Genomic DNA, 13,426 nt, shown 5'->3' with positions numbered 1-13,426 from the left:
GGCCGGGACCGGGACCCCGGGGAACGCGAGCGGTGTATGAACAGGAGGACCGCCGCGTCGAAGGGACATTGATGGTGCAAGTTCGAGCAGTGACAGTCGTGTTGGCCACGACCGCGCTCCTGGTGACGGCCGGCTGCTCCTCCGGCGGCCGACCGGGCCCGGCGGGTCCGGGCACGTCCGCGGGCGCCGGGAGCACGGCCCCGCACTCGCCGTCCGCCCCGAGCGCCACCGCCGAGGCGACACCGCCCGCGAAGGGCTCGGTGAAGGTCCTGCGCACCGTCACCGAGGACCTCGACACCCCCTGGGGCCTCGCGCCGCTGGCCGGGGGCGGTCTGCTGGTGTCCTCGCGGGACAAGGGGACGATCACCCGGATCGACGAGAAGACCGGCAGGAAGACACTGCTGGGCGAGGTGCCCGGGGTGGCCCCGGCCCGTGAGGGCGGTCTCCTGGGCATAGCCCTCTCGCCGGACTACGCCTCCGACCACATGGTCTACGCGTACCTGACCACGGCGTCCGACAACCGCATCGTCCGCATGCTGTACGACGAGCGGAGGCCGTCCGGCGAACAACTCGGCGCGCCGGACACGATCTTCAAGGGCATCCCCAAGGGCCTGATCCACAACGGTGGCCGGATCGCCTTCGGCCCGGACAGGATGCTGTACGCGGGCGCCGGCGAGACGGGTGACCGGGGCCTGGCCCAGGACAAGAAGTCGCTCGCCGGGAAGATCCTGCGCATGACGCCGGAGGGCGAGCCCGCGCCGGGCAATCCGTTCCCCGACTCGGTCGTGTACTCGTACGGGCACCGCAACGTCCAGGGTCTGGCCTGGGACGACAAACAGCGGCTGTGGGCATCGGAGTTCGGCCAGGACACCTGGGACGAGCTGAACCGGATCAAGCCGGGCGACAACTACGGCTGGCCCGTGGTGGAAGGCATCGGCCACGACTCCAGGTACCACGATCCGATCGTCCAGTGGCACACCGACGAGGCCTCTCCGAGCGGGATCGCCTACGCCGGGGGGTCCCTGTGGATGGCGGCCCTCAAGGGGCAGCGCCTGTGGCGCGTCCCGTTGAACGGCACCGAGGCGTCCGCGGCACCCGAGGCCTTTCTCACGGGCAGGTACGGCCGCCTCCGCACGGTCGTCTCCGCGGGCGGCGACCGGCTCTGGCTGACCACGAGCGAGACCGACGGCCGCGGCACCCCCGTGAAGGGCGACGACCGGCTTCTGGAGCTGGAGGTGAAGTAGGACGGCGGCGGCCCGAGGGGCGGCCGCGGCGAACACGGCTCGGCCCTCGGCCGGTTTCCCTCACGGGCGCGCGCTCAGCCGGCCGCTCGGGCGGCCGGGGTGTCCGCCGGGAACAGCCGCAGTCTGTGGGCCAGCGCGGCCGCCTCCCCCCGTCCCGAGACGTCCAGCTTGGCCAGGATGTTCGAGACGTGGACGCTGGCCGTCTTCGGGGAGATGAAGAGTTCCTCGGCGATCCGGCGGTTGCTGCGCCCGGCCGCGACCAGGCGCAGGACATCGCGCTCGCGGCTGGTGAGACCGAACGCGGCCGCGGGGTCGGCGGGAGCGGTCCGGGACCGTTCACCGGTGTGCTCCAGGGCCAGGCGGGCGCGCCGGGCGAGCAGCGCGACCGCGTCACCGAGCGGACGGGCGCCGAGGTGTCCGGCGGCGGCGCCGGCCAGCCGGAGGAGTTCCGCGGCGCGGGCGCGCTCGTCGTCGTCCGCGCCCGTGAGCAGCAGGGACTCGGCGAGGCGGAGGCGGACCCGGGCGAGGTCGTAGGGGCGCTCCAGGGGTTCGAAAGCCTCGACCACCTCCGACCACTGGTCCGGGGTGCCCGCGCCGTCGGCCCGCCGGAGTTCGGCACCCACCCATGCGGCGTGGGCGAGCCAGACGGGCGCTCCGGTGGCCAGGGTCCGCGCGGCCGTGCGGACGCGTTCCAGGGCCGGGGCGCGGCCGGGGGCGGCGACGGGCAGGCCGCGGGCTGCGTCCTCCGCGGTGACGGCGGCCAGCAGCAGCGGCCAGGCGTAGCGCTGGGTGCCGGGCGGGAAGCCCGTGGCCAGTGCCTCGTCCAGGGCGGTACGGGCGTCGAGGAAGCGGCCCTCGCCCGCGGCGACGCCGATGGTGGTGCACAGCAGCGGCAGGGTGTGCTGGGGCATCGGGTCGTGGCTGCCGAAGTGGCCGCGGGCGGCGGTCAGCCGGCGGCCCGCCTCGGCGAGGTCGCCGCGGGCCAGGGCCACGGGCGCGAGCCGGGACGCGCCCACCCCGGAGGCCTTGCCGCCGAGTCCGACGGCAAGGGCGTTGCGGGCGGCCTCGGCGGCCTCGTCCCAGCGGCCGAGCGCGTACAACGATTCGGAGAGGTTGCCCCAGACCCAGGCCTGGGTGTCCAACAGGCCGTTCCGGCAGGCGAGTTCTATGCCCTCGCGCAGGATGGCGACGGCCTCGCGGGAGCGGCCCACCGACTCCAGATGGGAGGGCAGGTTGATGTGCAGACGGCCCACGACGTACGCGGCGCCCTGGCGGTTCGCCCGCTCCCTGACCCGGTACATCTCCGCGAGCCCGTCCTCGATCTGCCCGGCGTCGACCATCAGCCCGCCGAGGGTGAGCCGGGCGTTCAGCTCGGTGTCCCGGGCGCCCACCATGTGCGCGTACTCCACGGCGCGTTCGGCCGCGGAGAGGGCGCCGTGGCCCGGCTGGTGCACCATGCACCAGGCGGCGACCATGGACAGGACCTCGGCGTGCACCTGGGAGGGCGGCAGACCGCGTACCAGGTCCTGGGCGGTGGCGAGTTCCTTCCAGCCGTCGCCGCGGACCTGTGCCTGGACGAGCCGGGAGCGCTGGATCCAGAACCAGGCGGCGCGCAGTGGGTCGCCCGCGTCCTCCAGGAGGTGCAGCGCCCGTCCGGTCGTCTTCAGGGCCCGTTCGCGTTCCCCGCACAGCCGGCCGGCGACGGCGGCCTCGGCCATCAGGTCCAGGTAGCTCAGGGGTGTGGCCGCGGAGCCGCGGCCGTCGGAAGTCTCCCCGTGTCCCTCGGGCAGGGGAGGGGGGTAGGCCTCCACGTAGTCGATGGGGCGCAGTTCGGCCCGTACGGTGTCGGGGACCGTCTCCCACAGCTCCATCGCCCGCTCCAGGAGCCGCAGCTGCTCGGAGTGGGCGTGCCGGCGGCGGGCCGCGACCGAGGCGTCGAGGACGGCGGGCAGGGCCTTGGCGGCGTCATGGGCGTGGTACCAGTAGCTGGCCAGCCGGGTGACGCGCTCGTCGGCCGGTACGAGCACCGGGTCGGCCTCCAGGGCCTCGGCGTAGCGGCGGTTGAAGCGGGAGCGTTCGCCGGGCAGCAGGTCGTCGCTGACGGCCTCGCGGACCAGGGAGTGGCGGAAGCGGTAGCCGTCGCCGCCGGGCGAGGCGATCAGGATGTTGGCGCCGACGCAGGCGCGTAGGGCCTCGATGAGGTCGTCCTCGGCGAGCCGTGCCACCGCGGCGAGCAGGGAGTACTCGACGGTGCTGCCTCCCTCGGCGACGATCCGGGCGACCCGCTGGGCGCTCTCGGGCAGTCCTTCGACGCGGACGAGGAGCAGGTCGCGCAGGGTGTCGGTGAGTCCGGTGGGACAGCCGTCGCGGCCGGCGACGGCGAGTTCCTCGACGAAGAACGCGTTGCCGTCGGAGCGGGCGAAGATCTCGTCGGCCTGGGCGGTGTCGGGTTCGCGGGCGAGGATTCCGGCGATCTGGCGGCCGACCTCGGCCCGGTTGAAGCGGCCCAGGTCGATGCGGCGGACCGTGCGGAGGCGGTCGAGCTCGGCGAGCAGGGGGCGCAGCGGATGACGGCGGTGGATGTCGTCGGCCCGGTAGGTGGCGATCACGACGAGACGGCCGCTGCGCAGTGTGCGGAAGAGGTAGGCGAGCAGATGGCGGGTGGAGGCGTCGGCCCAGTGCAGGTCCTCGAGGACGACGACGACCGTGCGGTCCGCGGCGACCCGTTCCAGGAGGCGGGCGGTGAGCTCGAAGAGGCGGGCCATGCCGTCCTCCTCGTACTGCCGTCCCCGGGTCGTCTGCGCGAGCTCGGGCAGGAGGCGGGCGAGTTCCTCCTCCTGTCCGGCGGCCGCGGCGGCGAGTTCGTCGGGCAGGGCGCGGCGCAGGGCGCGCAGGGCGGTGGAGAAGGGGGCGAAGGGGAGGCCGTCGGCGCCGATCTCGACGCAGCCGCCCAAGGCGACGACGGCGCCCTCGCGGGTGGCGGCGGCGGAGAACTCCTCCAGGAAGCGGGTCTTGCCGACGCCGGCCTCGCCGCCGAGCAGGAACGCCTGCGGTTCTCCCCCGGCGGCTGCGCGGGCGAGCGCGTCGTTCAACGCCTCCAGTTCGTCGGCGCGTCCGACGAACACCGGGCTGACGGACCTGGTCTCCACGGCCCCGAGCATGGCACAGGGGTCCGACAGGGGGGCACCGGTCGCCGGGACGGCGGTCAGTGCCCCGCCCACCGGCCGGCCGCCGCCCGGCGGGAGACGGCCGGCCGCCGCGGGGGCGCCGTCCCGCACAGCCTGTGGACGGCCGGACGGTGCCCGGCCGTCCACGGGCGCCCCGGCGGTCATGCGGTGCGGGCCGACCGGTGCCGGCGGGGGCGGCCGCTATGTGCGCGTTCCTCGGTGCCGTCCTGTGCGGACCGGAGGGCGGCGGCGCGGCGGGCGGCCCGGCGGCCGCTCGCGGCCTCCCTGGCGAGCCGGTAGGTCTGGGCCCTGCGGATCAGTTCGTCGGACCGGATCTGCTGGAGCTCGAACTCGAACATCTTGTACCCCTCGTGAAGCGTCGGTTTCGGTCTCGCTCGTTCGCGATGCCTCAACCTTCGTCTCCCAGAGGGGTGCGCCACATCGGGAGAGTTCCGCATCTTGGGAACGCGAAGGGCCTTAGGGCGGCGGCCGGTTTCCCGTGCCGGCCCTAAGGCCCCTCTGAGTCGTCGTTCGTCGGTGGTGTCGGCGCTGCGCGGATTCAGCTGGTGGAAGGCAGTCCGAGGAGGATGTCGGAGTACTTGGCGACCGCCAGCACCAGTCCTACGACGCCGAGCGAGACGCCCGCCCAGGCGACGGACTTGATCCAGGCGGCCTGCGGCTTGCCGGGGGCGCCGAACGCGGGCCGGACCAGCACGACGACGCCGACGATCAGCGCGGCCAGCGCGAAGAGGCCGCCGACCAGCGCGGTGGTCGTCCAGGCGTCGCCGTAGACCTCCTTGACCTGCGTGGCCACGCTCGCGGACGACGAGGTCTGGAGCTGGCCGATCAGGGTCTCCCGGGCGGCGGCCACGGTGGCGACCCAGCTGCCGGTCAGCGACACCACGCCGAGTCCGGCGGACACCACGGCGGCGGCACCCTGGCCGACACCGGCGTCCCGGCCCGCGCCGGTGTCATCGAGGCCGGCGAGGTCCTCGTCGGCCTCGTCCCCCTCGTCCAGGTCCTCGTCCCGCTCCTCGGCCCCGGCCGGGGTCCCGGTCGCTTCGTCCGTGGACGCCCCGGCCGTGCCGGCCTCGGTGGCGTCCTCGGTCCGCTCGTCGCGCTGCGCCTCGGTGCCGGTCTCGGCCCCGGCCTCGTCAACTGTCTTGGTTCCCATACGGGCACCGTACGGATGCCGTATGAGAGGTTCCTTAATGATCCTTGTGGGCGGCGTCCGCGCGTGCGGCACGCCACTCGGGCGCGAGCAGGGACCACACCTCGAGGTCGTGCCGGACCCCGTGATGGGTGTGCTTCTCCCGGAACACGCCGTCCCGGCTCATGCCGAGCCGCCGGGCCACGTTCAGGCTCGGGACGTTGCCCGCCGCGGCGACCCACTCCACGCGGTGGATCCCGCGCTCCTCGACCGCCCAGTCGATGAGGATCCGCATCGCGCGGGTGACCAGACCGCGCCCGGAGGCGGCGGGTTCCAGCCAGCATCCGACCTCGCAGTTGCCCTGGTCCGCGTCGAAGTTCAGGAAGAGCACACCGCCCACGAGCTTCCCGTCCAGCCACAGGCCGTGCAGGGAACCGGTGTCGGCGCAGCGCATGTCGGCGTACCTCTGGAGATGCGCCCGCGCGGACGGCACGTCCGTGGACCGGGAGCCGAAGGGGACGAACTGCCCGATGAACTCGCGCCCGCGGTCCAGGTGGGCGAGGAACTCCTCGGCGTGCCAGGGCTCCAGGGGCCGCATTACGGCTCCGTCGTCGCCCAGGGATATCGCGTACATCCCGTCACCGCTCCTTCGTCGTCACGTCGGTGCCCCCGGCGTCCTTCGTCTCGGCGTCCGTCATCTCCGCGTCCAGGATTCCGGCGTCCAGGATTCCGGCGTCGGCCGCCCCGCGGCCCAGTACGTCGGCCGCCTCGGCGTCCGTGGCCTCGGCCAGCCTCTCATGCGCGGCCCGGCATTCGGGCGGCTCGATGCTGATGCGCGGCAGCCTCTTGTCGAGCGCCCGGGGCAGCCACCAGTTGGCGTCGCCGAGCAGGTGCATGAGGGCGGGGACGAGAAGCGTGCGCAGGACGAAGGCGTCCAGGGCGACGGCGGCGGCGAGGGCGATCCCGAACATCGCGATGACACGGTCGCCGCTGAGTACGAAGGCGAGGAAGACCGAGATCATGATGACGGCGGCGGAGTTGATCACCCGGCTGGTCTCGGCGAGGCCGACGCGGACCGCGCGCCGGTTGTCACCGGTCTCCAGCCACTCCTCGTACATCCGGCTGACCAGGAAGACCTGGTAGTCCATGGAGAGCCCGAAGAGCACCGACACCATGATCACGGGCAGGAACGGCTCGATCGGGCCCGCGCGGCCGAGACCGAGCAGTTCGCTCCCCCAGCCCCACTGGAAGATCGCGACGACGACTCCGAAGGCGGCGGCGACGGCGGCGACGTTCATGGCCGCGGCCTTGAGGGGGATGCCGATCGAGCGGAACGCGAGCAGCAGCAGGACACAGCCGAGGCTGATCACGACACCGACGAAGAGCGGGAGCTTGGCGATGATGACGTCCGCGAAGTCGTCGTAGCTCGCCGTGACACCGCCGACCTGTACGTCGAGGGAGGTGCCCGACTCGGCGCGCGGCAGGACGTCGGCGCGCAGCCGGTCCACCAGGTCGCTGGTCTTCTGGGACTGCGGCGCGGAGGCCGGGACGACGGTGAGCAAGGCGGTGTCACCGGTGCCGTTGTACGTCACCGGGGTCGCCGAGGCGACACCCTCGGTGGCCCGCAGCGTGGCGTCCAGGTTGTCCAGGGCGAGCCTGTCCTCGGCGCCGCCGACCTTGGTGACGAGGGTCAGGGGCCCGTTCACTCCGGGACCGAAGCCCTCCGAGATCAGGTCGTACGCCTGCCGGGTGGTCGTCGTCCTCGGGTCGTTGCCCTGGTCGGACGTACCCAGGTGGAGGGAGAGCGTGGGGAGGGCGAGCACGGCCATCACGACGACGGCCACGGCACCGAGCAGCTTGGGGTGGCGCTCCACGAAGGCGGACCAGCGGGCGGCGAACCCCGTGGCCATCTCCGGCTGGGGCCCCTGCTCCTCCAGACGCCGCCGCTCTCGGCGGCTCAGCGCGCGCGGACCGATGAAGGAGAGCAGCGCGGGCAGCAGGGTCACGGAGGCCGCGACGGTGAGGACGACGGTCAGGGAGGCGGCGATCGCCACACCGTTGAGGAAGTTGAGCCGCAGGATGAGCATGCCCAGCAGGGCGATGCAGACGGTGGCGCCGGCGAAGACGACCGCGCGTCCGGTGGTGGCCACGGCGTTCTGCGCCGCCTCGGCCACCGGCAGTCCGCGTTTGAGGCCGCGCCGGTGTCTGGTCACGATGAACAGCGCGTAGTCGATCCCGACGCCGAGGCCCACCAGCATGCCGAGCATGGGGGCGAAGTCGGCGACGGTCATGGCGTGTCCGAGGAGCACGATGCCGAAGTACGCCGTGCCGACGCCGACCAGGGCGGTGGCGATGGGCAGCATGGAGGCGGCGAGCGAGCCGAACGCGAGGAAGAGGACCACGGCGGCCACGGCCACGCCGACGATCTCGGCCGTGTGCCCGCCGGACGCCTTGGTGAGGGAGACGGCGGTGCCGCCCAGCTCGACGTCGAGCCCCTTGGCCTCGGCGGCCTTCGCGGCGTCGACGACGGCCTGGACCTCGCCCTTGTCGAGGTTCTCGGCCCGTTCGGCGAAGGTGACGGTCGCGTACGCCGTCCGGCCGTCCTGGCTGATCCGGCCCGATCCCTGGTGCGTGTACGGACTGTCGACGGAGGCCACTCCGGGGAGCTTCTCGATCTTGTCCAGGGCGCGGGTCATCGACTGTTCGACGTCGGCGGAGCGCACGGTGCCCGAACCGGTGTGCCAGACAACGGTGTCACTGTCGCCGCCGAGGCCGGGGAAGCCGCTGTTCAGGAGCTGCGTCGCGTGGCCCGATTCGGTGCCGGGGACCTCGTAGTCGTTGGAGTACGCGGAGCCCGTCACGGCAGCGGCCGCGGTCACACCGCCGAAGGCGAGAAGCCAGAGCAGGACGGCGACGAGGCGGTGCTGGACGCACCACCGTGCAAGGGCTGCCACGAGCGAGCTCCCTGGGGGATTTGTGGATCTTTATCGGGAACTGCCCGCAAAGAACACATGACTAATGCGTCATCACTCTTACAGCCTGAAGTGATCTTTTGTCGCATTCGTGGGCTTACTCACAGGGTTGCGTCCGACGTCACAGCGCATGCGTGTGGCCTCTGCCACCCCGCCCGTCACGGCTCAGTCGAGCTGGTCACCCACAGCCATGACCATCACGCCGACGATCATCAGCCACAGCGCCCGCCGGGTGCGGCCCTTGGCCCCGAGCGTCGACGCGCCGGCGCACAGGACGGCCCCCGAGGCATAGGAGAGGGGTATGAGCGCGGTCCCCGAGCCGGCGGTGCGCATCACCGACGCGGCGAGTCCGGCGACGGTCAGCAGGACGCCCGTCGCGACCGCGGTCCAGCGTGCCCGGCGCACCTCCGGGTCCGGATCCTCGTCGTCGGGATCCTCCGGGCCGTGGTCCTCACGGTCCTCGTGGTCCTCGTGGTCCTCGCGGTCCTCGCGGTCGGGACCGTCGGAGCCCTGGATCCCGGGACGCGGATCGTCCGAGCACGGATCGTCGGAGTCCAGTTTGTCAGGGCCGTGACTCCCGGGACGCGGATCGTCGGGGTCCGCCTCGCCCCGGTCCCGCTCGCCCCGCGCCGACTCCTCCGGCTCCGGCCCCGCTCGCTCCGGCCGGTCCCGGTCCGGCTCCTCTTGACCCTGCTCCTCTTGGGCCTGCTTCTCTTGGCCCTGCTTCTTTCGGCCCTGCGCTTCTTGATCCCGTGCTTCTTGGTCCCGCTCTTCCTGGTCCTGCGTCGTGCGGTCGTGCGTCTCGGAGTCGGTGCTTCCACTCATGGCGCGGGAGCGTAGCGCGTTGACCTGAGCACGCCGACACAGACCCCAGGGGGTGCATCGGCTGCGATGCACCCCCTGGGATGTGGGAAAACCCGGATCTCAGCCCTCGGAGACGCCCAGCTTCTCCAGGATGAGCTCCTTGACGCGAGCGGCGTCGGCCTGGCCGCGGGTGGCCTTCATGACCGCGCCGACGAGCGCGCCGACGGCCTGGACCTTGCCACCGCGGATCTTGTCGGCGATGCCCGGGTTCCCGGCGATGGCCTCGTCGACGGCGGCGGTCAGCGCGCCCTCGTCCGAGACGACCTTCAGGCCGCGCTTCTCGACGACCTCGTCCGGAGTGCCCTCGCCGGCGAGGACGCCTTCGATGACCTGACGGGCCAGCTTGTCGTTCAGATCACCGGCGGAGACCAGCTCGGCCACCCGGGCGACCTGCGCCGGGGTGATCGGCAGGTCCTCCAGGGCCGTGCCCGACTCGTTGGCGCTGCGGGCCAGCTCACCCATCCACCACTTGCGGGCGGAGGCGGAGTCGGCACCGGCCTCGATCGTCGCGACGATCGAGTCGATGGCACCGGCGTTGAGCATCGACTGCATGTCGTGGGCATTGACTCCCCACTCCTCGCGCAGCCGGTTGCGGCGGGCCAGCGGCTGCTCGGGCAGCGTGAGGCGCAGTTCCTCGACCCAGTCACGGGACGGGGCGACGGGGACGAGGTCGGGCTCCGGGAAGTACCGGTAGTCCTCGGCCTCCTCCTTCACACGGCCCGAGGTCGTGGACCCGGTGTCCTCGTGGAAGTGGCGGGTCTCCTGGATGATCGTGCCGCCGGAGTTCAGCACCGCGGCGTGGCGCTGGATCTCGAAGCGGGCGGCCCGCTCGACGGAACGCAGGGAGTTGACGTTCTTCGTCTCGGAGCGCGTGCCGAACTTGTCGCGGCCGTGCGGGCGCAGCGAGAGGTTCACGTCGCAGCGCATCTGGCCCTGCTCCATACGGGCCTCGGAGACACCGAGCGCCTTGATGAGCTCGCGCAGCTCGGCGACGTACGCCTTGGCGACCTCGGGAGCACGCTCACCCGCGCCCTCGATCGGCTTGGTGACGATCTCGATGAGCGGGATGCCCGCCCGGTTGTAGTCGAGCAGCGAGTGGGACGCGCCGTGGATACGGCCGGTGGCGCCGCCGACGTGCAGCGACTTGCCGGTGTCCTCCTCCATGTGGGCGCGCTCGATCTCCACGCGGAAGATTTCGCCGTCCTCCAGCTGGACGTCCAGATAGCCGTTGAAGGCGATCGGCTCGTCGTACTGGGAGGTCTGGAAGTTCTTCGGCATGTCCGGATAGAAGTAGTTCTTCCGGGCGAAGCGGCACCATTCGGCGATCTCGCAGTGCAGCGCGAGGCCGATCTTGATGGCGGACTCGACACCGGTCGCGTTGACGACCGGGAGGGCGCCGGGCATGCCGAGGCAGGTCGGGCAGGTCTGCGAGTTGGGCTCGGCGCCCAGCTCGGTCGAGCAGCCGCAGAACATCTTCGTCTTGGTGCCGAGTTCGACATGGACCTCGAGGCCCATGACGGGGTCGTACGTAGCGAGTGCGTCCTCGTACGACACCAGGTCGATCGTGGTGGTCACGGTGAAAACTTCCCTCTCAGCCCAGCAGGACGTCGTCGTCGCCCAGGCGCTTGAGCTCCCGGTAGAGGATGGCGAGGCCGGTGACGATGGCGGCGGCGGACACGGCCGCGTCGATGAGGCGCAGCGTGTCGTGTTCCTTGCGGGCCTTCTTGACCTGCTTCGCGACGCCGAGGGCGCCGAACGCCGTGCCCGCCATGGACAGATACGTGCCGGACTTGGACTTCTTGAAGCCCTTGGCCTTGGACATTGCCTTGCTCACAGCGACGGAGCCTCCTCAAGCAACGGGTGCCCCCACCTTTCCACGAAGGCGGCCTCCACGGCGGCTCCGACCTTGTACAGACGGTCGTCCTTCAGCGCCGGAGCGATGATCTGCAGTCCGACCGGAAGGTTGTCCTCCGGGGCGAGACCGCAGGGCAGCGACATGGCGGAGTTGCCGGCCAGGTTGGTCGGAATGGTGCACAGGTCCGCGAGGTACATCGCCATCGGGTCGTCGGCGCGCTCGCCGATCGGGAAGGCGGTGGTGGGCGTGGTCGGGCTGACGATCACGTCGACCTGCTCGAACGCCTTCTCGAAGTCGCGCGTGATGAGCGTGCGGACCTTCTGGGCACTGCCGTAGTACGCGTCGTAGTAGCCGGAGCTGAGCGCGTACGTGCCGAGCATGATGCGGCGCTTGACCTCGGGGCCGAAGCCGGCCTCACGGGTCAGCGCGGTGACGTCCTCGGCGGAGTGCGTGCCGTCGTCGCCGACGCGCGCGCCGTAGCGCAGGCCGTCGAAGCGGGCGAGGTTGCTCGAACACTCCGACGGGGCGATCAGGTAGTACGCGGAGAGCGCCAGGTCGAAGGACGGGCAGTCCAGTTCGACGATCTCGGCGCCCAGCTCCTTGAGCATCGCGACGGCCTCGTCGAAGCGCTGCACGACGCCGGCCTGGTAGCCCTCGCCGCGGAACTGCTTGACGACACCGACGCGCATGCCCGTCACGCTGCCGTTGCGGGCGGCCTCGACGACCGGCGGGACCGGGGCGTCGATGGAGGTCGAGTCGAGCGGGTCGTGCCCGGCGATGACCTCGTGGAGCAGGGCCGCGTCCAGGACCGTACGGGCGCAGGGGCCGCCCTGGTCGAGGGAGGACGAGAAGGCGACCATGCCGTAGCGGGAGACCGCGCCGTACGTCGGCTTGACGCCGACCGTGCCGGTGACGGCGGCCGGCTGGCGGATGGAGCCGCCGGTGTCGGTGCCGATGGCGAGGGGCGCCTGGTAGGAGGCGAGGGCCGCGGAGGAGCCGCCGCCCGAGCCGCCGGGGATCCGGGTGAGGTCCCAGGGGTTGCCCGTCGGACCGTAGGCGCTGTTCTCGGTGGAGGACCCCATGGCGAACTCGTCCATGTTGGTCTTGCCGAGGATGACGACGTCGGCGGCCTTGAGCCGCTTGGTGAGCGTCGCGTCGTACGGCGGGATCCAGCCTTCGAGGATCTTCGAGCCGACCGTGGTCGGGATGCCCTCGGTGGTGAAGATGTCCTTCAGCGCGAGGGGCACACCGGCGAGCGGGCCGAGCTTCTCGCCGGCCTCCCTCTTGGCGTCCACGGCACGCGCCTGGGCGAGGGCGCCCTCGCGGTCGACGTGCAGGAAGGCGTGCACCTTCTCGTCGACGGCCTCGATCCGGGCGAGGTGGGCCTCGGTGACCTCGACGGCGGTGAGCTCGCCGGCCGCGATCTTCGCGGCGATCTCGGCCGCGGTGAGCTTGATGATGTTGACGTTGGTGTCCGTCATGGTGATTAGTCCTCCCCCAGGATCTGCGGCACCTTGAAACGCTGCTGCTCCTGGGCCGGGGCGCCGGAGAGCGCCTGCTCGGGGGTGAGCGACGGACGGACCTCGTCCGCGCGCATGACGTTCGTCAGCGGCAGCGGATGAGAGGTCGGCGGTACGTCTTGGTCGGCGACCTCGCTGACGCGGGCGACCGCGCCGATGATGTCGTCGAGCTGGCCTGCGAAGTGGTCGAGCTCTTCGCCCTTCAGCTCCAGACGCGCCAGCCGTGCGAGGTGGGCGACCTCCTCGCGCGTGATGCCAGGCATGCAGCGATCCTCTGGGGTGAGTGCGGTGTGGTTTGGCCCAATCCTATGGGGCTCGGGCCGATGCCCGCGCCCGGGTTTGCCGGGGCACGCCCGCGGCCCGGCCTCCGGCCGGTCGCCTCCCACCCGCGCACCACCCGTTCACCGTCCCCCGGCAAGCCGAGCAATCCTGTTCGGCCGTCCCACCGTCGGCGGCGACCGGCCACCAACTCCCCGGCCTCCGGCCGGTCGTCTCCCACCCGCGCACCACCCGTTCGCCGTCCTCCGACAAGCTGAGCTCTCCCGTCCGGCCGTCCCGCCGTCGGCGTCCGCGGCTGCGCCGTGGTTCCCGCCCCGGCCTGCCGCGTGCACCGCACGGACGCGGCGGGCGCCGACGGCGGGACACCCTCGCGGG

11 protein-coding genes are annotated in these 13,426 nt (G+C 72.1%); 1 reads left to right on the top strand and 10 read right to left on the bottom strand.

Annotated elements, in window-relative coordinates; all coding sequences use genetic code 11:
* The first annotated feature begins 71 nt into the window (after positions 1-71).
* Entirely contained in the window at positions 72-1,244 is a 1,173-nt protein-coding gene (locus tag OG485_RS29730) for a PQQ-dependent sugar dehydrogenase (protein ID WP_328671586.1), read from the top strand.
* Between the two features lie 74 nt (positions 1,245-1,318).
* Here the strand turns inward: OG485_RS29730 and OG485_RS29725 are convergent, their stop codons facing one another.
* The 10 genes from OG485_RS29725 to gatC form a co-directional block, all read right to left on the bottom strand.
* The gene (locus tag OG485_RS29725) at positions 1,319-4,405 is read right to left on the bottom strand and encodes a helix-turn-helix transcriptional regulator (protein WP_328671585.1); all 3,087 of its coding nucleotides are present in this window, start codon (positions 4,403-4,405) and stop codon (positions 1,319-1,321) included.
* Positions 4,406-4,572: 167 nt separating this feature from the next.
* Complete coding sequence (locus OG485_RS29720) at positions 4,573-4,770, bottom strand: hypothetical protein (RefSeq protein WP_328671583.1); 198 nt, start codon at positions 4,768-4,770, stop codon at positions 4,573-4,575.
* A 200-nt stretch (positions 4,771-4,970) separates the two neighbouring features.
* Positions 4,971-5,585, bottom strand: a complete 615-nt coding sequence (locus OG485_RS29715; RefSeq protein WP_328671581.1) for a hypothetical protein — start codon at positions 5,583-5,585, stop codon at positions 4,971-4,973.
* A gap of 34 nt (positions 5,586-5,619) precedes the next feature.
* A complete protein-coding gene (locus tag OG485_RS29710) occupies positions 5,620-6,195 on the bottom strand; it encodes a GNAT family N-acetyltransferase (protein ID WP_328671579.1) in 576 nt (191 codons plus the stop codon).
* A gap of 4 nt (positions 6,196-6,199) precedes the next feature.
* Positions 6,200-8,515, bottom strand: coding sequence for an MMPL family transporter (locus OG485_RS29705; RefSeq protein WP_328671577.1), 2,316 nt, complete (start codon positions 8,513-8,515; stop codon positions 6,200-6,202).
* A gap of 183 nt (positions 8,516-8,698) precedes the next feature.
* Positions 8,699-9,358: a hypothetical protein gene (locus OG485_RS29700; protein WP_328671575.1), complete on the bottom strand. Its 660-nt coding sequence runs from the start codon at positions 9,356-9,358 to the stop codon at positions 8,699-8,701.
* 99 nt (positions 9,359-9,457) lie between these two features.
* Entirely contained in the window at positions 9,458-10,972 is a 1,515-nt protein-coding gene (gatB, locus tag OG485_RS29695; protein ID WP_328671574.1) for an Asp-tRNA(Asn)/Glu-tRNA(Gln) amidotransferase subunit GatB, read from the bottom strand.
* A 16-nt stretch (positions 10,973-10,988) separates the two neighbouring features.
* On the bottom strand, positions 10,989-11,219 hold the full coding sequence (locus OG485_RS29690) for a hypothetical protein (RefSeq protein WP_326790784.1): 231 nt from the start codon (positions 11,217-11,219) through the stop codon (positions 10,989-10,991).
* 8 nt (positions 11,220-11,227) lie between these two features.
* The gene (gene gatA / locus OG485_RS29685; RefSeq protein WP_328671572.1) at positions 11,228-12,733 is read right to left on the bottom strand and encodes an Asp-tRNA(Asn)/Glu-tRNA(Gln) amidotransferase subunit GatA; all 1,506 of its coding nucleotides are present in this window, start codon (positions 12,731-12,733) and stop codon (positions 11,228-11,230) included.
* Positions 12,734-12,738: 5 nt separating this feature from the next.
* Positions 12,739-13,035, bottom strand: a complete 297-nt coding sequence (gene gatC / locus OG485_RS29680; protein ID WP_015036350.1) for an Asp-tRNA(Asn)/Glu-tRNA(Gln) amidotransferase subunit GatC — start codon at positions 13,033-13,035, stop codon at positions 12,739-12,741.
* Positions 13,036-13,426 lie beyond the last annotated feature (391 nt).

This window comes from Streptomyces sp. NBC_00328 (assembly GCF_036139655.1).
Lineage (GTDB): Bacteria > Actinomycetota > Actinomycetes > Streptomycetales > Streptomycetaceae > Streptomyces.
The sequence above is the reverse complement of the archived record's forward strand: the minus strand, read 5'-3'. Positions and strand labels throughout refer to the sequence as shown.

Coding starts and splice junctions, on each gene's coding strand:
- OG485_RS29730 (WP_328671586.1), top strand. CDS start 72: ATGGTGCAAGTTCGAGCAGTGACAGTCGTGTTGGCCACGACCGCGCTC.
- OG485_RS29710 (WP_328671579.1), bottom strand. CDS start 6,195: ATGTACGCGATATCCCTGGGCGACGACGGAGCCGTAATGCGGCCCCTG.
- OG485_RS29715 (WP_328671581.1), bottom strand. CDS start 5,585: ATGGGAACCAAGACAGTTGACGAGGCCGGGGCCGAGACCGGCACCGAG.
- OG485_RS29720 (WP_328671583.1), bottom strand. CDS start 4,770: ATGTTCGAGTTCGAGCTCCAGCAGATCCGGTCCGACGAACTGATCCGC.
- OG485_RS29690 (WP_326790784.1), bottom strand. CDS start 11,219: ATGTCCAAGGCCAAGGGCTTCAAGAAGTCCAAGTCCGGCACGTATCTG.
- gatC (WP_015036350.1), bottom strand. CDS start 13,035: ATGCCTGGCATCACGCGCGAGGAGGTCGCCCACCTCGCACGGCTGGCG.
- OG485_RS29725 (WP_328671585.1), bottom strand. CDS start 4,405: ATGCTCGGGGCCGTGGAGACCAGGTCCGTCAGCCCGGTGTTCGTCGGA.
- OG485_RS29700 (WP_328671575.1), bottom strand. CDS start 9,358: ATGAGTGGAAGCACCGACTCCGAGACGCACGACCGCACGACGCAGGAC.
- gatA (WP_328671572.1), bottom strand. CDS start 12,733: ATGACGGACACCAACGTCAACATCATCAAGCTCACCGCGGCCGAGATC.